Annotated in this window: 20 protein-coding genes and 2 riboswitches; of the genes, 7 read left to right on the plus strand and 13 right to left on the minus strand. The window is 51.5% G+C overall.

The features are described from left to right. Nucleotides 1-3: 3 nt before the first annotated feature. Genes J2Y43_RS00725 through J2Y43_RS00740 form a run of 4 tightly spaced genes read right to left on the minus strand, consistent with a single transcriptional unit; the run spans nt 4 to nt 9,015 of the window. Nucleotides 4-1,452: a cobyric acid synthase gene (locus J2Y43_RS00725; protein WP_309981707.1), complete on the minus strand. Its 1,449-nt coding sequence runs from the start codon at nt 1,450-1,452 to the stop codon at nt 4-6. 32 nt (nt 1,453-1,484) lie between these two features. Further along, a complete protein-coding gene (locus J2Y43_RS00730) occupies nt 1,485-3,329 on the minus strand; it encodes a magnesium chelatase subunit D family protein (RefSeq protein WP_309981706.1) in 1,845 nt (614 codons plus the stop codon). Nucleotides 3,330-3,352: 23 nt separating this feature from the next. Continuing rightward, on the minus strand, nt 3,353-7,633 hold the full coding sequence (locus tag J2Y43_RS00735; protein WP_309981705.1) for a cobaltochelatase subunit CobN: 4,281 nt from the start codon (nt 7,631-7,633) through the stop codon (nt 3,353-3,355). Continuing rightward, nucleotides 7,630-9,015, minus strand: a complete 1,386-nt coding sequence (locus tag J2Y43_RS00740) for a cobyrinate a,c-diamide synthase (RefSeq protein WP_309981704.1) — start codon at nt 9,013-9,015, stop codon at nt 7,630-7,632. Before J2Y43_RS00740 ends, J2Y43_RS00735 begins: the two co-directional genes overlap by 4 nt. Nucleotides 9,016-9,055: 40 nt before the next feature. On the opposite strand from J2Y43_RS00740, the gene J2Y43_RS00745 reads away from it, so the two are divergent. From J2Y43_RS00745 to J2Y43_RS00755, 3 genes are all read left to right on the plus strand, one after another. Continuing rightward, the gene (locus J2Y43_RS00745) at nt 9,056-9,220 is read left to right on the plus strand and encodes a hypothetical protein (protein ID WP_309981703.1); all 165 of its coding nucleotides are present in this window, start codon (nt 9,056-9,058) and stop codon (nt 9,218-9,220) included. Continuing rightward, nucleotides 9,184-9,386, minus strand: a riboswitch (cobalamin riboswitch). It overlaps the preceding gene by 37 nt. Before the next feature lie 77 nt (nt 9,387-9,463). After that, nucleotides 9,464-9,662: riboswitch (cobalamin riboswitch) on the plus strand. Nucleotides 9,663-9,763: 101 nt separating this feature from the next. After that, nucleotides 9,764-10,417: a hypothetical protein gene (locus J2Y43_RS00750; RefSeq protein ID WP_309981702.1), complete on the plus strand. Its 654-nt coding sequence runs from the start codon at nt 9,764-9,766 to the stop codon at nt 10,415-10,417. A gap of 2 nt (nt 10,418-10,419) precedes the next feature. After that, entirely contained in the window at nt 10,420-12,624 is a 2,205-nt protein-coding gene (locus tag J2Y43_RS00755) for a TonB-dependent receptor (protein WP_309981701.1), read from the plus strand. A gap of 1 nt (nt 12,625) precedes the next feature. Here J2Y43_RS00755 and J2Y43_RS00760 read toward each other — a convergent pair whose 3' ends face one another. The 7 genes from J2Y43_RS00760 to J2Y43_RS00790 form a co-directional block, all read right to left on the minus strand. Further along, the gene (locus J2Y43_RS00760; protein ID WP_309981700.1) at nt 12,626-12,826 is read right to left on the minus strand and encodes a hypothetical protein; all 201 of its coding nucleotides are present in this window, start codon (nt 12,824-12,826) and stop codon (nt 12,626-12,628) included. A 17-nt stretch (nt 12,827-12,843) separates the two neighbouring features. Beyond that, nucleotides 12,844-13,320, minus strand: a complete 477-nt coding sequence (locus J2Y43_RS00765) for a hypothetical protein (RefSeq protein WP_309981699.1) — start codon at nt 13,318-13,320, stop codon at nt 12,844-12,846. Between the two features lie 58 nt (nt 13,321-13,378). Next, nucleotides 13,379-14,863, minus strand: a complete 1,485-nt coding sequence (locus tag J2Y43_RS00770) for a SusD/RagB family nutrient-binding outer membrane lipoprotein (protein ID WP_309981698.1) — start codon at nt 14,861-14,863, stop codon at nt 13,379-13,381. Between the two features lie 11 nt (nt 14,864-14,874). Further along, nucleotides 14,875-18,084 carry a SusC/RagA family TonB-linked outer membrane protein gene (locus J2Y43_RS00775; RefSeq protein WP_309981697.1) on the minus strand — a complete coding sequence of 1,070 codons (3,210 nt, stop codon included), beginning with the start codon at nt 18,082-18,084 and terminating at the stop codon, nt 14,875-14,877. 132 nt (nt 18,085-18,216) lie between these two features. After that, nucleotides 18,217-19,140: a nuclear transport factor 2 family protein gene (locus J2Y43_RS00780; RefSeq protein ID WP_309981696.1), complete on the minus strand. Its 924-nt coding sequence runs from the start codon at nt 19,138-19,140 to the stop codon at nt 18,217-18,219. Nucleotides 19,141-19,372: 232 nt separating this feature from the next. Beyond that, nucleotides 19,373-20,221: a CHRD domain-containing protein gene (locus tag J2Y43_RS00785; protein WP_309981695.1), complete on the minus strand. Its 849-nt coding sequence runs from the start codon at nt 20,219-20,221 to the stop codon at nt 19,373-19,375. A 148-nt stretch (nt 20,222-20,369) separates the two neighbouring features. Then, nucleotides 20,370-21,344 carry a hypothetical protein gene (locus J2Y43_RS00790; protein ID WP_309981694.1) on the minus strand — a complete coding sequence of 325 codons (975 nt, stop codon included), beginning with the start codon at nt 21,342-21,344 and terminating at the stop codon, nt 20,370-20,372. Between the two features lie 169 nt (nt 21,345-21,513). Here J2Y43_RS00790 and J2Y43_RS00795 point away from each other — a divergent pair, with 169 nt between their 5' ends. Genes J2Y43_RS00795 through J2Y43_RS00810 form a run of 4 tightly spaced genes read left to right on the plus strand, consistent with a single transcriptional unit; the run spans nt 21,514 to nt 24,392 of the window. Next, nucleotides 21,514-22,590 carry a histidine kinase gene (locus J2Y43_RS00795; RefSeq protein ID WP_309981693.1) on the plus strand — a complete coding sequence of 359 codons (1,077 nt, stop codon included), beginning with the start codon at nt 21,514-21,516 and terminating at the stop codon, nt 22,588-22,590. Nucleotides 22,591-22,602: 12 nt separating this feature from the next. Beyond that, nucleotides 22,603-23,133: a hypothetical protein gene (locus tag J2Y43_RS00800; RefSeq protein WP_309981692.1), complete on the plus strand. Its 531-nt coding sequence runs from the start codon at nt 22,603-22,605 to the stop codon at nt 23,131-23,133. Between the two features lie 16 nt (nt 23,134-23,149). After that, entirely contained in the window at nt 23,150-23,662 is a 513-nt protein-coding gene (locus J2Y43_RS00805; RefSeq protein WP_309981691.1) for a copper resistance protein NlpE N-terminal domain-containing protein, read from the plus strand. 25 nt (nt 23,663-23,687) lie between these two features. Next, the gene (locus tag J2Y43_RS00810; RefSeq protein ID WP_309981690.1) at nt 23,688-24,392 is read left to right on the plus strand and encodes a response regulator; all 705 of its coding nucleotides are present in this window, start codon (nt 23,688-23,690) and stop codon (nt 24,390-24,392) included. Here the strand turns inward: J2Y43_RS00810 and J2Y43_RS33500 are convergent. Both J2Y43_RS33500 and J2Y43_RS00815 read right to left on the minus strand, forming a co-directional pair. Beyond that, nucleotides 24,359-24,592, minus strand: coding sequence for a DUF3368 domain-containing protein (locus J2Y43_RS33500; RefSeq protein WP_409014403.1), 234 nt, complete (start codon nt 24,590-24,592; stop codon nt 24,359-24,361). The two genes, J2Y43_RS00810 and J2Y43_RS33500, sit on opposite strands and share 34 nt — an antisense overlap. 241 nt (nt 24,593-24,833) lie before the next feature. Beyond that, nucleotides 24,834-25,061 carry a UPF0175 family protein gene (locus J2Y43_RS00815; RefSeq protein WP_309981689.1) on the minus strand — a complete coding sequence of 76 codons (228 nt, stop codon included), beginning with the start codon at nt 25,059-25,061 and terminating at the stop codon, nt 24,834-24,836. Nucleotides 25,062-25,065 lie beyond the last annotated feature (4 nt).

Consider the following 25,065-nt stretch of genomic DNA (forward strand, 5'->3'; position numbering starts at 1 on the left):
ATCCTACTCCGCTATACTATTGTAAATCAGTTTCATATCAATGTGCGCCCGCAGCAGATCCGCCAGTTTATCATACTGCTGTTCCTTAAATTCCTGGTAATCATACCGCACAACTGCTTCGTTGGTATAAGGGGCTAATATATGATCGATCACCACCTGATTATCGAGAATACCGTGCAGATAGGTGCCCCACGTGCGTTCGTCGCGGAAATAGCCGTCGCGACGGCTGTCGGAGAATGTAGCAACGGCCTCCCCGGGTTGCAATGCTGTGGTTTCGCCCATGTGGATCTCGTAGCCCAAACATTGCTCCTCACTTTGGCAGAACCGGAATGTACATTGCGATGTCGTCTTTTCAACTTGCAAAATGGTTTTTACAGGTAATAACCCCAGCCCGGGCAACTCTTCGATATCACTTTCGACATGATGCGGATCGAGAATGCGCTCACCGAGCATCTGATAGCCCCCGCAAATGCCTATCACAGTCTTTCCAAGCTTGTGCGCATCATAAATGGCTTTCGCTACACCACTATTTTTCACGGCCAGCATGTCTTCGATCGTGTTTTTACTTCCTGGAATGATGATCACGGCGGCTTTGGTAATTTCCGACGGCTCATTGGTATAGTACAAATTCACCCGAGGGTCTTTTTCAAGACGGTCGAAATCCGTGAAGTTTGAAAGCCTTTTCAGCAGGATCACCGCCACATTCACTTTACCTTCTACCGCCGACCGGTATTTGAGTTCCAATGAAACGGAATCTTCCTGTTCGATGTGAATATCCCTGAAATAAGGTAAAATACCCACTACCGGCAAGCCTGTTAACTCTTCCAGCATTCTTTTACCTTCTTCGAACAGCCTTCCATCGCCCCTGAACTTGTTGATAATGACGCCCTTCATACACGCGCGCTCCTCAGGCGTAAGCAATGCGATGGTGCCATAAACACTCCCGAAAACCCCACCTTTATCGATGTCGGCTATCAGGTAAGTAGCTGCTCCGGCGTGAGCGGCCATTCTTAGATTTGTAATATCCCGGTGTTTCAGATTGAGCTCCGAAATACTCCCCGCTCCTTCCATAACAATCGGCGAATATCTGGCAGCAAGCCGATCGAACGCCTCCTTCACGGCCGAAAATAACTCCGTACGATCATTCGCCATAAAGTACTCGTAAGCCGACTGATTCCCGACGGGCTTTCCATTCAAAACGACCTGTGAAGTCTTGTCATTTGTCGGTTTGAGCAGCACGGGATTCATATCCGACTCGCAGGGAATTTGCGCTGCTTCCGCTTGCACGGCCTGCGCGCGTCCGAGTTCGAGGCCGTCGGCCGTTACAAAGCTGTTAAGCGACATATTCTGCGCCTTGAATGGGGCCGGCTGGTAACCGTCCTGTTTGAATATCCTGCAAAAACCAGCCGTGATCACACTTTTACCCACATCCGACCCTGTCCCTACAAACATGATCGGGCGTAATTTCCTAGTATTCATCGCTTTCAAATATCAATACGCCCCGCAATAGAGCCTGTAATTTCATTTGCCGAGAGCTCCTGCAACGACAAATATTCTCCTCCCAGCGCCACTGCGAGCTCCCTCGCTTTTCCGTAACGCACGTAGCCACTTTCGGTATCCAGCACTAATGCGGGATATTTCAAATTTCCGGCCAGCTGCACCGACTGCGCCCAGGCATCGCCGCCGGCACCCGGCAAAGGTACATTGGCCTTCCCATCGCTTAATATCACCAGAAATGGCTGAATCCGATCGCTTTTCACGACCGATGTGAGCATAGTTCCGGCCAGCTGCAATGCGTGCGGCAATGGTGTACGCCCTCCTGTCGGCAGTTTTTCCAAAGCCAACTCGGCAAGCTCTATACTTCGTGTCGGTTCGAGCAGCACCGTCGCTTCCACACCGCGGAAGCCTATCACTGCCACCATATTACGTTTCTGATAAGCATCTTGCAGCAAATTCATCACGCTTCCTTTCACGGCCTCCATTCGTTTGCCGGCGGCCATTGAGCCCGAAGCATCTACCACAAAAACAATGAGATGACCGGCCTTCCCATTTCTGACTTTCTGGTGCAGGTCCTGCCTGCCGATACTCAGTTGATGAGGGTCGCGCGCTAAGGCATGTACTACTGTTTCAGTTAATGCAATGTCGGCGGTAGTATCGCTTTTAATCGCCCGTACCTGGAAACCTTTCTCGCTTTGTCTGGCTTTAATTGCACGACCATTCGCTGAATTTGGTATGGTAGCAGGTTCGACATTCGTAAATTCTGGAATATTCATTCTAAAATCAATCCCGGCGACAGTCTCGTCGTCGCCGTTCTCGCAATTCCCCTCGCCACATTCCTCTTTTTCCTGATGGTCCGCCCCAGTTTTTGTGTGATTAGAAGATTGTGTATCAGGCTGGATTGCATTGTCCTGCTCAGAATCCTTTTGGCTATCATCCGTAGCCTGACCGGTTTGCGGTGGCAATGCCTTTTTGCCTTTCCTATGAGTCAGAACCAGCTCGACTCCTTCGCGTATATCCTGCGGGGTTACTACCGTCCGCCCGTTCAATGCGGCTATTGTGATCGCCGTTTTGTACAACACGATGTCAGCTCGTAGGCTGCTCACGTCCCATTCAATGCATAGCTGGCTAATCATTTTGAGCAATCCGTCGGGCATTTGGACAAGCGGCAACAAAGCTCTCGCGCTAATTATTTTCTCCCTTACAGCTTCCTGCCCATTCACCCAATGCTTCACAAACGTAACCGGGTCGCTCTCAAACGCAACCCTTCTACGCACCACCTCGGTCCTCGCCTGCACATCGGTTTGGGCTCCTACCTCCACCATCAACCCGAAACGGTCCAGGAACTGCGGTCGCAGATTTCCTTCTTCCGGATTCATTGTCCCGATCAGCACAAACCGCGCAGGATGGCTCACCGAAAGCCCTTCGCGCTGAACCGTATTGACTCCCGACGCCGCCACATCCAGCAACACATCCACCAGGTGGTCGGCAAGGAGATTCACCTCATCTATATATAAAATCCCCTCGTGCGCGCTCGCGAGCAGGCCTGGGAGCAACTTTTTGGTTTTATTGGAAAGGATCGCCTCGATGTCCAGGCTACCAAGTACCCGGTCCTCCGATGCGCCCAAAGGCAAATCGACGAATGGCACCGGTTCGCCTGTGTGCGCCAGCACAGGCATTACCTCCGCCAGTCCGCGTACCGCGGTGCTTTTGGCCGTACCTTTCTCTCCCTTGATCAGCACTCCGCCGATGCCGGGGTTGATGGCGCACAACAGCAATGCCTTTTTCAGTTTCTCTTGCCCGACGATCGCGGAAAACGGGTATAAATTCATTTCAATATTCATTTACAAGAGCATTATTCGCTCCTGGATTCCAGCAGCGCCTCACTTTTGAGATACAAATCCTTCAAACCTTCCAGTGCTTCTTCCGATGGCTTTTCCCAAAGTCCCCGCTGTGCCGCTTCCAGCAGGCGCTCGGCAATGGCGTGAAGTGCCCACGGGCTGTTCTCTTCGAGAAACTGCTGCATGGCGGCATCCAGCGCGTAGGTTTCGGCTACCTTTTCATACATCCAATCATCCACGACTCCGGCCGTAGCGTCGTAGCCAAAGAGGTAATCGACCGTGGCCGTGAGTTCCAGCGCACCTTTGTAGTGGTGTTTTTTAATTCTCTCGATCCATTTCGGATTCACGACGCGCGACCTGAATACACGCAACGTTTCTTCTTTCAAATCCCTTACTACCGGCCGCGCAGGATCCTGCGAATCGCCAAAATAATGCCTGGGCTGCTGGCCTGTCAGGTTACGGATCGTGGCGATCATCCCGCCATGAAATTGCAGGTAGTCGTCACTATCGAACAGGTCGTGCTCGCGGTTATCCTGGTTATGCAATGCTACTTCCACGCCTGCAAGGCGCCGGGTGAATTCCTTCCTGGCATCCACGCCCTGCGCGTTGCGCGAGTACGCGTAGCCGCCCCAGTTAATGTACGCCTGCGCAAAGTCAGCATCGGTTTGCCAGTTCTTTTCATTGATCAAAGGCAATATCCCGGCCCCGTAACTACCCGGCGCAGCCCCGAAAATGCGGTAGGCAGCCCGCTCTTCGACCTGTTCAATGGATAATGTATCGTCCTTTTGCAGGTCGGCGAGATCTTTTAAATAGTGCTTTTTTACAAAATTCTCCTCCAATGGCTCATCCGCAGCAATCACCATCTGCACCGCCTCATCCATCAGTTCGATCAGGTGTGGAAATGCGTCCCTGAAAAAGCCGCTGATGCGCGTCGTCACGTCGATCCGCGGGCGACCTAGTTCAGCCAACGGAATGATTTCCAAACCATTGACCCTCCTGCTTTCTGCCTGCCAAACGGGCCGTACACCCAGCAATGCCAGTACTTCGGCCACATCGTCGCCGTGCGTCCGCATCGCGCTCGTGCCCCAGATGCTGATCCCGACACTTTCGGGATACCTGCCGGTTTCTTTCCAATGGCGGCCCAACACCTCCCTAGCCAATTGCTGGCCCACTTCCCAGGCCGCCTTGGAAGGCAACACCCGAGGGTCGACGGCGTAAAAATTCCTTCCCGTAGGCAGGATATGCGCCATCCCGCGCGTAGGCGCTCCGCTCGGACCCGCAGGTACGTATCCGCCCGAGAGGCCGTGCAAGAGGTTAGTAATCTCCTCATCCGTACGAGCCAGACTCCCAACGAGCTGCCCGGATACAAAACTCAATATTTTGCGAAGGCCGGCCAGCTCCGGCAAGTTTGGGTTACGTTCGATCGACTCAAATATGACCTGGTCAATCGCTGCCGCGTCAAACCTGTAATATTCAAACAGCCTGACAATATGCGCCGCCATTTCATCGAGGACTTCGAGCGCATCGGCCGCGGTTATAACCGGCCTGCCGGCCCAAGCCGCGAGGTTATCTGCCGGTGTGGGCAGCTTTTGCCCTTTTTGTTGATGAAGTGTATCAATATTAAAACCATACAAACTTCCTAAAACAGCCTGCATACCCGGCACTGGACCATTCGGAAGCCGCGTAAGCGCTTGCAGCATGTCCAGCAATGCATCCCCTTCCGGCATTTCACCCAGCGTATGCAATCCGTTCCGGATTTGCGCGGCGCCAAGCTCGCACAGATAGCCGTCGATATCCTCGATCAAATGCGCGATGTCCTTTCCATCCATCTCCGCGAGGCTGACCGGCACTCCCTCGGGCGTCATGTCATCGTCCCAGTCATGCTTATGGTCCCCGTGGTCGCGGCTCAGCATGGCCGCAAGATCCGCATCCAGGTTGGTCTGTTTGATCAGATCCCAGATTTGCCTTTGCAGCAGCGGCAATTTGGAGGGGTCCAGGCTTTCAACCTGGTAATATTCATCCACCAGTTGCGTGAGCTGCGCCAATTCACCATAAGTATCCGCGGAGGTCATCGGGGGCGTCAAATGATCGACGATCACCGCATGCGCACGCCTTTTGGCTTGTGAACCCTCGCCGGGGTCGTTGATAATGAATGGATAAAACAATGGCAAATCGGCCAGAAACGCATCGGGAAAGCAATTCTCCGACAGTCCTATCCCTTTTCCAGGCAGCCATTCCAGCGTCCCGTGCTTACCCACGTGCACAATGGCATCGGCACCCCAGCCGTCGCGGAGCCATCGGTATAATGCGTAATAATGATGCGTAGGCGGCAAATCGGGCTGGTGATAGATCGCGTCCGGGTCCATACCATAGCCTCGTGGCGGCTGCAATGCCACAAATGCATGGCCTAAATCGAGCCCGGCCAATGCAATATACCCTTCGTGCACATAGGTTTCCCCCGGAGCCGGGCCCCATTGTTTCAGCATTTTCTGCCGGGCAGCTTCGGGCAATTCGTCAAACCAACCTGCATATTGTGCGGCAGGAACCCTGGCCGCAGCCTGGGCGAGTTGGCCTGGTGTCAGGAAATCCTGGTCATAGGCACACAGGTCTATCAATGTATGAATCAACTCCGTTCCCGTTGCAGGCAGGTCATGGATCCGGTAGCCTTCGTCACGCATTGTGCGCAGGATATTCATGAGCGACGCCGGCGCGTCCAGCCCCACCGCATTTCCGATCTGCGAAGCTTTGGTATTGGAATTGGTAAATATGAATGCGACCTTTTTATCGGCATTCTTCAAATATCTTAAACGTGCAAACCGGATAGCTAAACCAGCAACCCGTTCGATCCGGTTATCCAATGGCTCATACCCACGCGTATCTTTTCCTTTTTCCTTAAATGAAACAGGTACGGTAATGATGCGCCCATCGAACTCGGGAATAGCCACATTCATGGCCGTATCAAGCGGATTGAGCCCCCGCGACGACGATTCCCACGGCCCACGTCCCATACCGCTCGTGATCGCCTGCAAAACCGGCACATTCAGGTCGAGTAATGCCCGGGAGGGGTCGCTCCCCTGTCCTACCGGCTGAATATCTGTCATGGCAAACGAAATCGTATTGACCAGCACATCGATTCCCATGCCCGCACCCGGTTCGAAAAACTCAAATGCAAGCGGCTTTCCGGTTTCGGTATTAACCGATTTGAGCGAAGATGTGAATACCGGCAGCACATTCACGCCACGTTCTTCGAGCGCGCGAATCATCGCATCCACAAACTGGGTATTCCCGCTCAGCCAATGCGCCCTGTAAAAGGTAATGCCCACCGTCACCAGGGCAGGGTTGCGGTATTTCAGCCAGTCGGATGGATCGGCAAATTCGGGCAAATCGGGATGGTAAATACCTTGCTCGGGCAAACTCACGGGAGCCTCCGCCCCGAAACCGGTCATCAGCAAATGATCCGAAAGGTAGCTCAGGAGCGAAATCAGGTTACTGTAACCTCCTGCCTGCAAATAGGCCAGGGTTTCATACAAAATGTCAGGCGAAACCGTTGATACTGCGGCAAATTCGGGGTTCAGCTCTCCGGTACCGCTCACCACGATCAGATGTTGGCCCCGCTGCCCGGCCAGTTTTACCAGCTCATTAAACCCGGGAATGCTGCTGAGCCGCCCATGAATGCGGATGACGATAATTTTCGCCTCTGCGATCTCACGCTGCAACAGCTGCTGCATCTGCTCCTCGCTTTTGATCGCCATCAGGCTGATGCCCGTCGTTTTGGGAAAATCATCCGGCAGGAGTTGCATCGCGCGGTCGAGCGTGAGCAGATCCGTGTCCGCGTGTGTGAGGAACACGATACCGTCAGTGGGAATGGCAGTTTGCCCGAGTTCAGTAGCTGTTTCGGAGCCTTTCCAGGTATAAAATTGAAATACATATTCGGCCAGGTCCGAAGGCGGCACCAGGTAGCGGTCGGCCTTTACCATGCTTTCGATGTAGTCGAAAATCGCGATGATCTGCCATTCGTAATTAATGGAATGGAACCACACCGAATGCCCGTCAAACAACAACGTTACTACATTTGCCAGCGTACACGGGCCCAGACAACCGCCTTTGGTCATATGCACCACATTCCGCAGCTTCCGCCTCAGCCATTCATTTTTGTACAATTCCACGGGAATAGGCGCATACCCGCGATCGACACGCCCGCAGCAGCAGGCATTGTAGCAATAGGAAAGATGCCCGCGCCGCTGCACGAGGTTAATGGACTTTCCGTCGGACCGGGTAACACGCTGGCGTTTCATTGCGGGCTGTCAGCTTTCGGCTGTCGGCCGTCGGCTTTTTTTGTGGTTTTGTTGATGAGGTGTTGAACAAACTCAGGCTTGTCGGCCCAGTAGAAGTGGGCATAACTGGCAAAGGTATTTTTCGCTCTAAAAAATTGTGTACCGACAGGTATACCCCTTGCATTGGTCATTGTTGCAAGCGGCGCCTGCACAAATGGCTCTTTCAGTGAAGAGTAATGGAATTCGTGGCCTCTGATTTCCAGGCCATCCCAATGCATGACCCGGTAGCCGAGCGTCATTTTCGAATGCCGGATCGTCGTCAACAGGTCTAGTGCACCTACCACCTTAAATGCATTACCTTCGCCGTCGGTGATTTCCCTGCCCAGGTACATCAGCCCGCCGCATTCCGCGTAGGCCAGTCCGCCATTTGCGCAGTAGTTCCGGATGCTTTCCAGCATCGTTTGATTGCCCGACAATTGCCTTGCAAATAGCTCGGGATATCCGCCCGGCAGGTACAGAAAGTCGGTTTCAGGCAAAGCCCGGTCGTGCAGAGGGCTGAACCACTGCACTTCTCCGAAGGCGCGTAAGCATGCTATATTCTGGTGATACAAGAATGAAAATGCCTCATCTTTCGCGACGGTAATGCGCAGGTTTCGGGGATTATTTTGAAGGTATGATTGATTTTCCCGACTTAAAACCGGCTTATTTTCATCATTGCTACTCACGGCAGTAAGTTCCAGCAACCTTTCCAGGTTAACTGTCCGCGGGATAATCTCTGCCAGCTTTTGGACAATCTGTTCGTAATCGGTTTCGGCCGATATATGCAGCCCCAAATGCCGGGATGGAATATTCAGTTCCTCGTTTTTAGGCAAATACCCCAGTGCTTCCACGCCGGCATCGACACATGCGTCCTGCAAAAACCGGTAATGCGATTCGGTGTTCACAAAGTTGAATATGGCCCCCACCACGCGGATGCCCGGATAAAAGTTCTTCAACCCGTAAATCAACGGAGCTGCCGAATACGCCATCGACCGCGCATTGATCACGAGCACTACCGGTATATCCAGTAGGGCCGCGATCTCCGCGCTGCTGCCCTTCATTTTATCGGCCCCGTCGAAAAGCCCCATCACGCCCTCGGTTACACTCACGTCCGCGCGGGACGCATAACGCTCGTACACCTCACGCATATGTGCTTCCGAGGCCATAAAAGTATCCAGGTTCAGCCCTGGCCGCCCGGCCGCTGTACCGTGGTGGATCGTGTCGATATAATCCGGCCCGCATTTGAACGCCTGCACTTCAAGCCCTCGGTCCCGCAGCGCACGCAGCAGCCCCAGGGTCAGCGTAGTCTTCCCCGAATTGCTCGATGGCGCGGATATCAGGAAACTGGATTTTGGAGCAGACATCTTTCAACAATCGGTGAATTGGAAGTTCTGACAACTTCAAATGCATTCGACAGTAAAAGAAAACAGAAAGGAATTCCCCGGCAGCAACGCGCCAGGCGAGCGTCGTACCGCAAAACGGGTGAAAACCGACGAATATCCAAACCAGACCCTGCTTCATACCGCGAAAGCATTGTCAACAAGGAAAAGGATGGGTGTTCTGGCTTAGGTCAATGATTGAATGAGTGAATGATAGAATGATTGAATAGTAAATATTCGGTCATTCGGTCATTCGGTCATTCAGACATTATCACCTCACAGTTGCGCGACAGCTCGTGGATTTACACGATTCCCCCGGAATGCGTTGATACGCAATCCCTTTTCCTGTTGGAGAAGTATGTTAAAGAACTTTTAATGCTGCAAAGTTAGCGGTATTCGGCTATTTTTCTGGCTTATCTCCGACAAAAACACCTAGCTTTGCATATTCATTGGTTCGCGCCTCCGGCGTGATTAAAAGGGAATCCGGTGCAAATCCGGAGCAGTACCCGCTGCTGTAAGTTCACGAAACGATGTTCTTGTTAGATGTCACTGGGAGATAATTCAATCATTCCTCCCGGGAAGGCGCAAGAGCTGAACGAGCCAGAAGACCTGCCGTTGAATGATCCGGTTTTGCTTTCGGGAAGAAAGGCAAGAGGAAGCGGCAGGCTGCGTTGCGGCCAGGCTAGTCCCTGCATTCTCCCATAAGTTATCTGTTAATTTATGCGGAAACCCAATGATTCACTATTTACTTATTGATTCTCTGCTCCTTGGCGTGCAGCATTCCTTCGAACCCGACCATATGGCTGCGGTTTCGGTTCTGGCGACAGAAGAGAACGAGGCCCAACGAAGCCCGGCCCAACGAGGTCCATCCCTCCGATGGAAACTCATCTGGCGGTCCTCGCACTGGGCGCTGGGGCATTCTCTTACGCTGATTTTATTCGCCATTTTGGTGCTTTTGCTCAAATCGACGATGTCGCTGCACATTGCCGACCAGGTTGAGCTACTCGTAGGCCCGCTGATGATCTGGCTCGGTCTTATGGCGATCCGCCGGAATTTCAGAACCGAAAAACCTGCATCGGCACCGGCCGAACGCAAGGTAAGCCGCTCGTTCTGGGTGGGCATGGTGCATGGCCTTGCGGGTACAGGCGGAGCGTGCGCGGTAGCGCTTACACTTGCCGCGCGTGACGCCATGACAGCCGTTTGGATCATTGTACTGCAAAGCATCGGCATTATTCTCTCCATGTCGGCATACGGCTATTTTTTTGCCTTTTCCATCGGCCGTTTTGCCGGAAAGCGCGAACGTTTTCTGATGATCGTCAACTACGCGGTCGGTGCATTCTCCATCCTGATCGGCGCGATAACTCTCTTTGAATCATTTCAATTTTAACAATGCATATTTCATTCTACCGCCCCGCCCGCATTTCCGCCAGCGGACTGATTCTTTCCATCCTCGCCATTTCAGCGCTGCCCACCTCGACGGTATTAGCCCAGGAAAGCATCACCGATTCTTCCGGTAAAAAACTGCTCGACCCGGTCGTGGTAACCGCCACCCGTTTTGAAACAAAAAAAGAAAAGATCGCTCAAAAACTGAATATTATCTCGAAAGAGGATATTCAAATGACGCCGTCCAACGACCTGACCGACATTGTCCGAAAAACGGCCGCGGTGGATGTAATCCAGTATCCCAATTTGTCTTCCGGAATCGGCATCAGGGGCTTTCGTCCGCAGTTTTCAGGGTTAAATCAAAGGACGTTACTACTTATCGACGGCCGCCCGGCGGGCGCTACCAACCTTTCGCAGATCAATTTGAACGGCGTAGAACGGGTTGAAGTACTGAAAGGACCCGCATCGTCATTGTACGGCTCGCAGGCCATGGGCGGGGTGATCAACGTCATTACCCAACGCTCCAAAGGTACGCCAGGCGGTAATGCATACCTGGAATACGGAAGTTTCAAGACATTACAGGCCGGCCTCAATACCGGCGGGAATATCACTTCCAAATTGGATTATGACCTTTCATTCAGCTATCTGGAAAGGTCCAAAGATTACAAAATCGGGGAGGACAACTGGCTCCGCAATGCATTTGGCTACAAACATGCGCAGAAAAACTATACCGATCGCCCAGCCGTTGAAACCGACGAAACAACCGGCGACGGCAACCGGCGGCCATTCACGAAGCTGCATTATTTTTCAGGTGCTTTGAGGCTGGGCTATCAGATCAACGATCGCTGGCGCGTGGATGTACGCGGGGAGCAATTCCAGGCGCGGGATGTGGAATCGCCGGGTGAACTGTCCTCCGGAAGTACAGAAGCCAGTACCAAGGATGTCGATCGCCAGGCACTCGATGTCTCATTGACCGGGCAAATCGGGCAACACAACCCGAGTGTGAAAGTCTATGCCTCGGAAGAAAACACCAGAAACTACACCCAGAATGTATCCGGCAAGCCGGTGATACCGTTCCGTTCCGCGCAGGGACATAATGCCTGGAAGGGTGTACAGGTGAAAGACGTCTGGAAACTAGGTCGCCATTCGGTAATACTGGGCTACGACTATCTTAATGCATCCACCAACAGCCGCCGCTGGACCAACGATACCACCGAACGTGCTCCTACCCAGCCCGAATATGCATTGATTTCCAGCGCATTTTTCGGACAGGCGCTCTTAAACGTAGGTAAATTCACGCTGCAACCGGGCATCCGCTTCGACCACATTACCTTCGATGTACGTGAAACACCGCTATTGCCGACCTACAAGGCCGGTAAAAAGTCAACGCCATTCACCAGTCCGAGCCTCGGTATTACCTATGCACTGCTGCCATCGCTCCGGGCAAAAGCCAATATCGGTCGGGCATTCGTTACCACCGATGCTTACAGCGTAGCTGGGTACAATGAAGTCCGCGATTCCAAAGGCCGCATTGCCGTAACGGCCGGCAACCCCGACCTGAAAAACGAAAGCAGCCTGAGCTGGGACCTGGGCCTGGATTTCAACAAGCCGCAATCCGGTTTCGCGGCTAATGTGACATTTTACAGCACTAAGGTCGACAACCGCATTGCCAAAGTCATCAAAGTCGTGAATGAGCCTTTGGAAAACGGCGATGTAATCACTTCGCGTGCCACATTTGTCAACGCGGCCGATGCTGAAATCACAGGTCTTGAAACCGAGCTATCATATGATTTCGGGGCAAAAAGCGATTATCGCTATTCATTGAAGGCATTCTGGAACGGCAATTCCATAATCAAGGCAAAAGAGCTCATTGTAGGTACCGACGCCTCCGAAATACGCCGCGACATTCAGAACGTCGCCCGCAATACCTTTAATTTTGGATTGGCTTATGACAACCTGAGTTGGTTGCAACTGCGGCTTTCAGGAAGGGCAGTCGGCACCAGAAAAGACATCGACTACACTGACCCGATCAATCCTGAAATCGAGTATCCACAATATATGGTACTGGATTTTGCCACACAATTCAAAATCTCTGGCGGCCACACCATCGCATTGAAATTAAACAATGTAACCGACGAAAATTACTACGAAAAACGCGGCTACAACCTGCCCGGACGGACGTTTTCGGTGCGGTATTTGAAGAGTTTTTGAGTCAATAACGAGCCTGTTTGGCCTTAACCGCCAAATGGGTTCGTTCTCTTTCGAGTTCGGTCTTACGAGCAAGAAACCAATTACTCATCCATTGCCTGTCTTCCTCCGATCTGTCTCCTTCCCAATGCATCATCGGCCCCGTAGGATCTTCAAATTCCCACTCATCAGCGGTATCTTCTCTTTGTTTTGATATAGGTTCCATGATTCAATTTAAACAAATTAGAAATATAAATCAATAAGTTTCTTCGCATTGACCGAGTCCATAATCATGCGCAGCCCGAAGATACGTCTTGCGCCAAACCGCTCATAGTAAGGAATTAATCTATTCTTAGCATCGAAGTAAATACATCCATCGAGTCCCTCGTCAAATGACACTTTACAGCACAATGCTACCATAGCTTTACCTGCTCCATGGTAGACTGGCTTTCCGTGTTTATTGGCATTACAAATTTCCATATTAGAGCATTCCATGGCTCCCTGAGTCGGCCTGAAAGCAACCAAGCCCTGTATCGTTGAATCGCCTCTGGCTTGCAACTTATATACGATATATTTTTGGTTCAGTTTCAAAAAATTAAACTGAAAGCTATGCCTTGATTCAGACAATTCGCTTAAAGTCGCAGGTGAGGCCACGGCATCCACTTTTTCGCCTGTTGCATTGAATATAAAAGCAGATGATAGTGTGTAAATTTTTGTCATGCACCAAAATTACCAAAACCGGTCGCAACGAACGGTTATCGCTGCGACCGGCTGATAATTAGTACTTATCCCACCAGTTCTTCGCCCCCTTACTATTTCTACCTCCCAACTTCTCCAACGCCGTCCGGTAGTGCGCGCCGTTGAGGGATGCTTCCACGAGCGGGTAGGTCATACGTTTGGAGACGTCGGTGACGTCCGGGTCGAGCGAGCCGTCGGCAGGGAGGGCGAAGATGGCTTTACCCGTGATCGGGTCCTTAAAATCGAGGCGGAGGCGTTCGAGCCACCCTTGAATGCCCTGGGTGTACATGGCAATCCATTTCTGGGAGCCGATGCTGTCTTTCCATTTGGCGGCATTGTAGGGCACTTTTTTGAGATATGCTGTGATATTTTCCTCGCGTATGCCTGCGAAGCGCATAGACGCCGCGACTCCCTCCTGGTAGTACTGGGCGGCGGTTCCGGTGAGCCCCACTTTCAGCTCCCTGGCCTGGATTTCGGCCAGCATGAATTTCACTTCGGCCAGATCCAGCCAGATGGTCGGGGCGGTGGCTCCAACGGCATAATTCGTCGGCAGGCTCACGCGCGACGGATCTCCATTGGAGCTGGCACTGCTGCTTGCCTGTCCATATACTTCCCCCACGTAATCGTTGGTATTCCGGCGGGGCTCCGCGAATACCGGCAGCCGGGGATCACTGTACAGTTTCAGGTAATCAATAAACGGCTTGGACATCGAAAAGTCAACACGCACTTTGAACGACTGATTCATCGGGTTGTTATTGGGCGGCGAAGGCAGCCAGCGGAACAACGCGCTTTGCTCCTGCGTGCTGATAATGCCGCCGTTGGCCGGGTCCAGTGCTTTTTTGATGGCTTCGGTCGCCTCGGCAGGTTTCACGTCGATCATCCGCAATGCAATCCGAAGCCGCAGCGAATTGGCAAAGCGTTTCCAGGCATTCACATCTCCCTGGTACAAAACGTCGCCGGTAGCGTAGCTCGGCTCATTTGCATCCAGGACCTTCACCTGCTCATCGAGCGTAGCCAGCAGGCCCGCATAAACCTCTTCGCCGGTATTGTAGGCAGGCGTAACATCCTCCGCATTCAGCGCTTCGGCATAAGGAATAGGCCCGCCGTAAATGTCGGTCAGGAAATGGTATGTATAGGCCTTCACAATCTCTGAAATAGCGATCCGGTTCTTGAAACCCGGCCATTGCGACGCCTCCTCTATTTCTTGTGATTTCTGCAATTCATTCAGCACGTCGGTATAGAAGGTATTCCACATGATCTGGTTCGTGTTCTCCCGAATCTGGTAACGACTTTCGCCGGAATAATAGGTCGACGACCAGTATTGGGCATAATACATTCCAAAGCGGCCATTGTTCCACTCGTCGGTAATGTTATTGGAAAAATTGTACTGTGCATTGGTCAGTAATTGTGCCGAGGTGGCTTGCTCTGCCCGGTTGGGATCCTTGTTCATTTCCTCAAAACCGTCGGTACATGCCAGCGCCGAGGTCAGCAGCAATAGACTGCTTATTTTCCTGATGTTTTTCATAGCTGTTTTCATTAAAATCCGAAAGAAACATTCACGCCCATCGAACGGACCGACGGTAAAGCGCCGCCTTCGAGACCTTGCCAGTTGGATATAGAATTGGTGATCGCGGTGGGATCGACATGCTTGGAGTTGGATTTGATCAGCCACAGGTTCCGTCCTGTAAGCGACACACGCACTTTACTAAAAGGCGTTTTGGAAACCCATCCCGCCGGCAGGCTGTAACCCAGGCTTATCTCGCGCAGGTAAATGTAGCTGGCATCAACCACGTCGACCGAATTGATATTGTCCCCTCCATTATAGAGGAAATAGTCCTGAGCGGAAAGGAGTACGTCGTTGGACGTACCGTCCTCTTTCACGCCCTCGGCAATAACGCCGTCTTCGCGCATGCTGCCTACTGCGGTTTCTTCCAGGATACCCGTTTCCCGCCCAAACATCTGCGTGGTCGAGAAGAAACTGCCTCCTTTCTGGAAATCTATCAGGGCCGAGAGGTTAAAGCCCTTGTAACGAAATGCATTGATCACACCGCCGGTGAAAGAAGGCAACACCGAGCCAAGCACTTTCTGGTCGTCTGAGCGCAAGTACACGCCCTCCTCGTCTACGAGTTTCTGTCCTTTCTCATTGTATACAAAATCATAACCCACAATGGAGCCGAACGACTCTCCTTCGCGCGCTTCCAACTGCACCGCAAACGGCGCATTGGCCAGTACCATCGTTTTCTGGTCGGTGGTAAGCCGCACGATCTTGTTGTTATTCTTCGCCCAGTTCAGCGTAATGTCCCATTTGAAATTTTCGGTCGAAACCGGTGACGCATTCAGGCTTAGCTCAATGCCTTTATTTTGAAGCAAACCTGCATTCACATACTTATAAGTGGCGCCGGTAGCAGCCGAGCGGCTCAGAGGAACAATCTGGTTCCGGGTACGGCGGTTGTAATACGACAGGTTCAGTCCTAACCGGTTGTTCAGCACTTTCAACTCGGTGCCAAACTCGTATTCAGAGGTAGTTTCCGGTTTCAGATCCGGGTTAGGCAACGTATTGGGCACCGAAACGCGCGAATCCGTGCCGAACGGCTGGTAAAGCAAATATGCCATCGTTACATTGTAAGGATCGGTGTCGTTACCCACCTGTGCGAGCGCCGCGCGAAGTTTCAGGAAATTCAGCCAGTTGGCATCGATGAGGCTTGAAGCAATCCACGACACCGAGCCCGAGGGATAGAAATACGAGTTGTGCTTCACAGGCAGTGTCGACGACCAGTCGTTCCGCGCGCCCAGGTCGAGGAAGAGTATGTCCTTATACCCTAATGAAGAGCTTCCAAATACCGAGTTAATGCGCTTTTTAGTTTTCAAATCCGTGATATCCGGCCGTCCCATCGATGCTTCGAGGCTGAACACATTCGAACTCAGACCATCGACGGTTTTCGAAATGAGCGTCGATCCCGTGCGTGTCATACGGTTCACACCCACGTTTGCATTCCAGGAAAAGTCTTTGGTAAACTGCTTGCTGTAAGACAATAATCCCTGAATATTGTTTTCCAAATGGCTGTATTTGCTCAGCCAGTATTGTGACGTGTACTGTGAGCCGATAGCCACCCGTTCTTCCTGTGTTTCGAAGTAGGTATCCGTCATGTATTTCACCTCCGCGGTAAGCCCTTCCGCGAGCTTGTAATTCGCTGCGAGGTTTCCAAAAACGCGGGTACGGCCATCGGTTTCATAATTTTTGTGCCTTACCCAGTAAGGGTTGTTCGAGAACCGGGGCGTGGGATCGTACCATGCCGAGCGGTTCCAGGTCAGCTGTGTGCCGTCTACCAGTTCGTACTCCTTCATTTTGTTAAAATCGACCTGCCGCTGGCCCCATTGGGTGAACTGCACCATCACATTCCCGCCGTCGTCGCCGTAACCGGTCCCGGGCCTGCCTTTGGCCGAATGCGTCACAAAGTTGGCAGCACCCGAGATTGTCAGGTTTTTGATGGCTTCATAGCTGCCGTTGATGCTCGCGTTATGGCGCACGAGTTTGGAATTGGGCAGGATAAACTTCTGATCGAAATTGGAATACGAAATGCGATAGGTCCCTTTTTCCGTAGCGCCGTCGAGAGACACATTGTGGTTGAAAGTGCTTCCGGTCTCAAAAAAGCTCCTGATATTGTTCGGCTGCGCTTCCCAGGGCACCACTTTGCCGAAATCCGGATTCTTACTGTCCTTATCCCAGCTCCAATATGGCCGATAAAGCTGCCCCTCGAATTTCGGCCCCCACGATTCGTCCGTCGCATACTGCGGGAGTAAATCGTAGCGGCCTTTACCATCGTTGTCGTCGTAGCTCCCCTTCCGATCGTCCGGAAACGCCTCCGGGTGTTGGTTGTAATACAATTTCTGAAACTCATAACCACCGCCGTACTTGTTCTGATACCGCGGCAGTTTGTACACCTTGTCGATATTATAGCCAAAGGTGTAGGTCAAATTGGGCTTCCGCGATTTCCCGCCCTTTTTCGTCGTGATCACAATCACGCCGTTCGAACCTCGGCTGCCGTACAATGCCGTAGCCGCCGCTCCTTTAAGCACCGTCACATTCTCGACGTCGTTCGGGTTCAAATCCTGAACGGAGTTTCCGAAATCATAGCCGCCCGCCCCGCGCTGCTGTTCGAGCGAATTGGTGTTACGGTTTTCCATCGGCATGCCGTCGACGACGAAAAGCGGGTTGTTGTTACCGTAAATCGAGTTGATACCCCGGATATTGATCTTCGCCGAGCCGCCCATCGAGCCCGTGTTTCCCGCTACCTGCACGCCCGCAAGCTTGCCCGAAAGCGAATGCACGAGGTTTGCCTCCCGCACATTGCTCAGCTCGCCGCCGTCGAGTTTCTGGGCTCCGAAACCGATTGATTTCTCTTCCCGTTTGATCCCCAGCGCCGTCACCACCACCTCGCCCAGCTGCCGGGTATCCTGCGCCAGTTTTACATCGAGCTTCGTGCGGTTGCCCACCTTCACCTCTTGCGTTTCAAAACCAATATAACTGAAAACCAACACCGTAGTATCACTTCCGACCTTGATCGAATACTCCCCGTTCCCGTTCGTTTGTGTTCCGACATTCGCATTCCTGATCTTGATATTAACCCCCGCGAGCGCGGTCCCGTCGTCCTGGGCGGTCACCGAGCCGGTCACCATCCTCTCCTGTGCGATCGCATGCATTGCCGGAAGCAATAGCATGCACCATAGCGAATAGATATTTTTCATGGTATATATGAATTGGTAAAAAATACGCACGTGTTGCCTGCATGAGGACGCGGCAAAGGATTGAAGCAATGCAACGGGCACAATGCTCCCATTCACAGGTTTTGGCCGGTGCGAAAATGAATGCGTTAGTTTTTAACGAAACAGGCTAACCTGCTCGGCAACGATTTTCCAGCCTTCGGGCCGGTGCTGCCAGACGCGGGTAAAGAATCCCTCCACAGTTTTGTCGCCCTTCACGGCTTTGGCTTTGCCAAAACAGTAAGCGAGGTCGCCTGCCTTGGAAATACCTTCTCCTGACCTGATAAATTGGTATGATTGAATTTGTTGCTGCGCTAACGTCCCAAGTGCATCGGCCCTGGTTTTGCCAAATGGCCGGTTGCTCCTCAGCAGCACCACCTCCTCAGCCAAAAATTGCTTGTAAGCTTTGTCCGCATCCTTTCCGGCAGCGGCAGAAAACGCATCCTCGGCCTTCCAGGGTTGAGGAGTGCTGCCATTTACCTTTGGAATCGGTAAAATATAAGCATACGCCGTGTTGCTCTGCGGCTCGGGATCGCGCTGGAATGCTTCCGTCGCATTGCCGGAATGGATCACGCCGCCGTCGAGCATGACCTTGAACTGCCCCGCTGCATTCTTCTTCCAAACCGAAAAAAAGTAGCCCGAACCGACGGCTCCCTGCGTCCGGTCAGCCAAAAATTGAAAAGGGCCGGAGGTAAAACCCATATCGCCGCCCTGGGAAACATGGCCGATAATCGGGTACCATTTCAAAAGGTCCTTTCCGCCCTTTGGCACCTTACTGTATTGCGCTATGCCATTCACGGCCCCTTCTCCGTTGAATATTACTCCCGCAATGTCCAGATACGCCAGAAAAGCGGTCGGAACATCCGTTTCCTCCGCTTTCGCCGCAAATGCTTTTTCCTCCTGAATTAATGTCGCCAGATCGGGATCGACCTGTTGTGACTGTACACGATATACGCAACCCAAAACCAACGCAACGCAAAGAATCAGGCACCGGCGGAAATGCCGGGCAGTATGACGCGGGATAAGTAAAAACGGAGACATTGGGAACGATCTAGTTAGGAGTTATAACGCAATGATACAGCATCTTACGGAATAGTAAAAGCAGCGAACCGGCCAGTCGACGAACGACCCCAAGTATCGGCCAAATGCATTTGTAGAATAAAATTGTCGTATAAATATCGCATTGCGCCGTTCGTCGGCTTTTTAAGGCATTTAAATAAACGATCCCGCCCTGTGAGCCAGGAGCGGGATTGCCTTTTAGTGCTTGAAAAAATCAGAACACGATCTGCGCGCGGATTTCTCCGGCCGGATGGAGTACATTATGGATATTGAAATAGTACAGCCCGTTGAGCAGCTCCGTTTCCTTGATCTTCACGCCATCGACCATCACCGAGTTGGAGAATTCGCCAGACAGATCCTTGGGGAAATTGGCGAAAAAGTCATGCTGAATAGGCGCATTGGCACCCGGAGTGGCTGTTCCGTGAATATGCGAGCCGGTTGGTGTGGCTTCCAGGTCTTTCCATTTGATGAAATAGCTGAGCAATTTCGTCGATTTGTTGTACATCACATCCACTGTTCCCGTTGCGGCGGAAACGACAGGCGGTACCTGCTGCGCACCTTGAAGCATCAAACCTTTTGCAACAACAATCTGCGGCTGATCGTAAAACTCGATCTGCCCGCGGATCTCACCGCCCGGGTTGGTCGGTGTGTGGATGTTGAAATAGTAGAGCCCGTTCAGCAGGTCGTTTTCGTTGATAATCGTTCCGTCCACGAGTACCGAAGTCGCATAGCTACCCGTGATAGTCTTTGGAATAGCTGAAAAGAAGTCGAATTTGACGCTCGCATTAGTTCCCCGCGCCGCGGTCCCGTGTATGTGCGCGCCTGTGGGAATACCCGTCAGGTTGGCCCAGTTGAGCGTAAATGTGAGCATGTGCGTGGTTTTGTTGTACGAAACATCGGCCCAGCCGGTAGCCGATGTCTTTTTTGCCGGCGTTTCCTGCGAACCGCTCAGCGGCAGACCGTTTTGTTTAACAACATCTTGCGGGGTATCGTGGTCGTCACATGCTGCAAACAGCGCGACGAGCACCCATACCAGTCCAAACTTCCATAGAATTTTCATCATTTGGCTTTGTTGGGTTGAGTTGAGAGATTTGTATAAACTATTCCTCTAAAATTACAATTAAATACCCACAGTTGCAGACAACCTGGATGAATAAAACATTAAGAAATAATTCGTCAAATCGCAACCAACCAAGGCGTTATCCGTGGTGTTAACGATAATGGGGTTTCCCGAAACGGCGCCACCACAGCAAAGACAAAACGATGGGAAAACAATAGGCTACCCAGAAGAAGCGACCGTCGGTATGAGCGGAAAAAAGCGTGTAAAACCAAAGCAGGTACCCTCCTACCGTGCCTATCCACAACGGCAGTTCCTCTTTCCAGGCAGTTTTTATCGTTCCACCATATTTATACAGGTAATAACAGCATAAAACCCCCGGAATGCCGAAACTCAGGATAGAGCTCAGATAAGCGTGCGAGCGGGTGAAGTTATCGACAATACGCCAGGTAATCGGTTGCCAGAAAAGCACCGGCGTGTTGCCATGGCCATTCGGGATGTACTTCTTGACAAGGCCCCATGCTACCAGGTAAAGCAGTAACCCTGCGGCGGCTGAATAATACCATCGGTTATCCTTTTGGGTAAATCCATAGGCTACGGCAACAGGGATCAAAAGCACAATCCCTTCCTTCGCAATGGTTCCCAAAACCACGGCAAGCAGAAACAGCCAATGATTTTCCTTATAAATAGCGTATGTTCCGGCGAATATCATCAGCAAAACGCCCGAATCGACATAGCCGATCGTACCGTAATAAAATGTCGGAAAAGAAATAACGAACAGGTATAAGCCAGCCCAAACGAGCCTGTCGTCCAAACCGAAATGTTCCAGTAGCTTATAAAGGAACCAGATTGCCGCAAGCAGGAAGATAACGTTAATGATATTGATGGATGTCATCGGATCAAACGGCAACTGTGATGCCGCAAGCGTCACGAGCAGGCGTTCATTAAATGGGGCTTGCAAGTAAAACTCCACATGCTCGCCCCGCAGAAACTGCACGTTTCCGATGTAAAAAGCGGCATCTCCCAGCGAGCGCTTTACCAGCAGATCGTTCCGGTTGAAACGCACTGCGACAATAAGAAAAAAACAGATGAACAACGCAGATGGACTTCGCCAAAAATTTGAAGGCATGTGTGTAAATTAAAACTGTCAATACTACCAGACAAGCGGATTCGAAATTAGTGAAATTTAAGAAACATAGTTCCCATTACTTTCCTCTACTTTTTCGTGCGTTGGTCGATATAATTTCATCCTCAGCGATCTTTTCCATTCATTTACCACATCATTTCAAAACGCGCCTATGGAAACGCCCTTCCTGGAAAAGCAAGTACGGCTTCCTTTCTCAAACCGAACGGTTTCAGCCAAATATGCACTGGTACATGTCTGCTACTGGCTGCTGGTGACGGGCTTTTTTCTGTATGAAAAGCGCTACCTGATTTTCAAGGCAAGCCTCAACTATTTCGCGATTTGCGTGGCTGCTCGCGTGATCCTGCTGATCGTGATTGCATACCTGAATTTGCATTACTTTTTACCTAAATACCTTTCACGGAAAAAGTACGGTCGGTATTTCGGGATGGTGCTGCTGTCGATCCTCGGGTACCTCTTCATTCAATCTTTCTTTGACTACTATCTGTACGGGTACGTAATCGGCCCCATGCGGAACAGCAATATTGTGGAAGCGCTTTCCTATAACTTTTTCAGCACGCTGTGGTACCTGGCACTCATGGTCGCCCTCAAACTGAGCATCGATTGGTACGAACAACAACGTATCCTGCAAAAGATCGTGGTAGAAAAACTGAATGCGGAAGTCAACTTCCTTCGTTCGCAGGTGAACCCTCATTTTCTTTTCAATATCCTCAACAACCTGTATGCATTGACCTTAAAGAAATCGGATCTGGCGCCGGAAGTGGTGCTAAAACTATCCGAAATGATGGAGTACATGCTTTACGACAGCGACGACAGTACGGTTTCGCTAGACAAGGAGATCAGCTATCTGCACAACTATATTGAACTCGAAAGGATCCGTTACGACAACAATCCGGACATTTCGCTGGAAGTAGCCGGTAATCCCGACGGCAAGGAAATTGCCCCGCTCCTGCTATTGCCGCTAGTCGAAAATGCATTCAAGCACGGTGTGAGCCGTAAATCCGAGAAAGGCTGGCTGCATGGCAAGATCCACGTCGGCCCTTCGGCCCTGGAAGTAACGATTGAAAACAGCAAATCGAACACAACATCGAAAGACGGGAAGGGGGGCATTGGCCTGGCCAACCTCCGCAAGCGCCTGGAATTGCTGTACCCGTCGCGCCACAGCCTGCGGATCGATGATCAACAGGAGCGTTTCAGTGTTTTTATGGAAATCAATTTAGCCAACGCTTAATCAAAAACAGTCATGAAAAGGTTTTCGCTTTTATCGCTCATGGGTTTCGCCGCAATTGGCTGGGCCGCATTAGGCTGGGCCGCATCAGGCTGGGTGGCGCCCACATACATAGTCTCGCCCGAGCCTGAGGCATTTGTAGCCGCCACCCCGTGTGATGCCGTCCCGAGACATTTGCTGGCAATCCCCGCCAACCTGGATTGCGAAATGATCAAATGGCGCCTCACGCTCCGCCGCGACCCGCGCAACCTCGGCCGCGACGATTTCAAGCTGCAATACACCTACGGCATGACCAAGCCCGGCACGCAAGGTTTCATGAATGATGGGTTCACTAAGGAGATTTCGGGGAAATGGGTTATTTCTAAAAACACCGGACAGATGCCGGGTAAGCAGATTTTTGCATTACAACCAACTGATTCGCAAACTGCTATTACCCTCTTGCAAATGAGCGATCGCATGCTGCATTTATTGGATACGCAGGGTCATTTAATGATCGGCAATGCGGGTTTCAGTTATACTTTCAACAAACAGAACGCTAATCTGTAACAACCGTCCATTGGCCATGAAAACGTTGTTTCTTCTCGCTGCCTGCATCACAATGCTGCAAAATGTGGCGGCCCAATCCGTGGTGCCTGCCAATGTACCTTCCCAAACGACCACCCGCAATCCCATCGCCGAGGGGCCGAACGTGTGGGGCGTATTCCATGGCCGCGTACTTTGCCAGCCCATGGCGCCCATAATGCACATGACTGTCCAGGCCAATTGCGAAAAGTTGAAATGGGGATTTACATTCTACCAGGACCCGCAAACCCAAAAGCCGACCACCTATCAGTGGGCCGGCTCGCTTTTCCGCGACAAACCGCGAACCGGCCAATGGGCGCTCGTGAAAGGCACCGCCGAAAACCCGGATGCCATAGTGATCCAGCTCGATCCCGACCAGCCCGAAAAATCGATCTTTCTGTTGAAAGGCGACGAAAATGTATTATTTATACTCGACAGCTCGAAAAAACTCATGGTCGGCGGCGATTACCTGAGCTACACTTTCAACCGGGTTACGAACCGGGCTACCAACTGAATTTGCCGAACAAAAACCGCGACGTATGCTGCAATGCGTGATCATCGACGATGAACCTCTCGCGAGAGAAATACTGGAAGAATACCTGTTCAAATCGGGCATTACAGGCGCGACCCAATTCAGCAACGCCCGCGACGCGCTCGCGTACCTGCAAATACACGAGCCCGACGTGCTGTTTCTGGACATTGAAATGCCTGAAATGAACGGCATCGACTTCCTGAAATCGCTCTCGCAGCCGCCCGTTACCGTTTTCACCACCGCCTACCGCGACTACGCCTTCGAAGGCTACGAGCTGGGCGTCATTGATTTTCTATTAAAACCCATTTCATTTCCCCGTTTTCAGCACGCCCTGGAAAAAGTGCGCGATTTCCTGCAACTCAAAGAACAGAATGCTAACCTCGAACAGAACTTATCAGAGGAGAAACCCGACTTTATATTTGTGAAAAGCGGCGTCCAGCGTGTTCGCCTCGCATTCGACGATATCTCCCACATCCAGGGCCTGAAAGACTACGCCATCATCCATACCGGCACCGGCAAAGTCGTCATCAAAGGCTCCGTCAAAGCCATGCTCGATATCTTCCCGCCCGCCCGCTTCCTGCGCGTGCACAAGTCGTTTATTATGGCTATTGATAAAATAAGGCGCATTGAGCGTAACCGGATCATCTGGGGGAGTTATCAGATTCCGATCGGGAGGAATTATAAGGAGGAGGTGATGCGGGTGATTGGTTGATTACTCGTCCGCCAGCGAAAGAATTTGCTCGAAAACTTTTTGAGAATATCTGAAATTCGTCTGCTGATCTTTTCCAACAATGGCCTTACTAAACTGATAATATTCAGCTGTTTTGCTTTCAGGAAAAGGCCCAACGTTCCTGTAATGTTCAGTCCTGCCTTTTGTGCAACTTTTCTCGCTTTGTAGTCATCCAATATCATAAGCACCGAATCGAGTTCCAGCGCCAGCGTAATCGCACTTGCCTCACCAATATCCAGGTCCCATCCATGTTGGAAATTTGTTTTCCCGGCGGAGCGGACATTAAATCAGTCAGGAAGTTGCAGCCCAAATTCATCTGCAATTTCCTCGGTAATCGTGACTCGTTGAAAAAGTGATTGTAGAAGTCCCAGCTCGCCAATTTTATCGAGCAGAATAAGGCAGCTGGTATCGGCTATGACTACTTCATATTCTCTTTGCATCTGCTGCTATTTCAGAGACCGGATAGTTTAACAATGAAACTCCATAATCTCCCAATAGCTCTGCAAATGTACGTTTAGGCAGCCCAGCCATCTCTGCCGCCTGCCCTAATGATAGTTTTCCCGATTCATATAACTTGGCACCGATGAAGCGGACGGTGTCATTTTGATGTTCCCCGAGGCTGTCAGGTACTTGTAGTGTGATTGTTGTCATATGC

It is taken from the genome of Dyadobacter sp. BE31, from assembly GCF_031457695.1.
In the GTDB taxonomy this organism is placed as follows: domain Bacteria; phylum Bacteroidota; class Bacteroidia; order Cytophagales; family Spirosomataceae; genus Dyadobacter.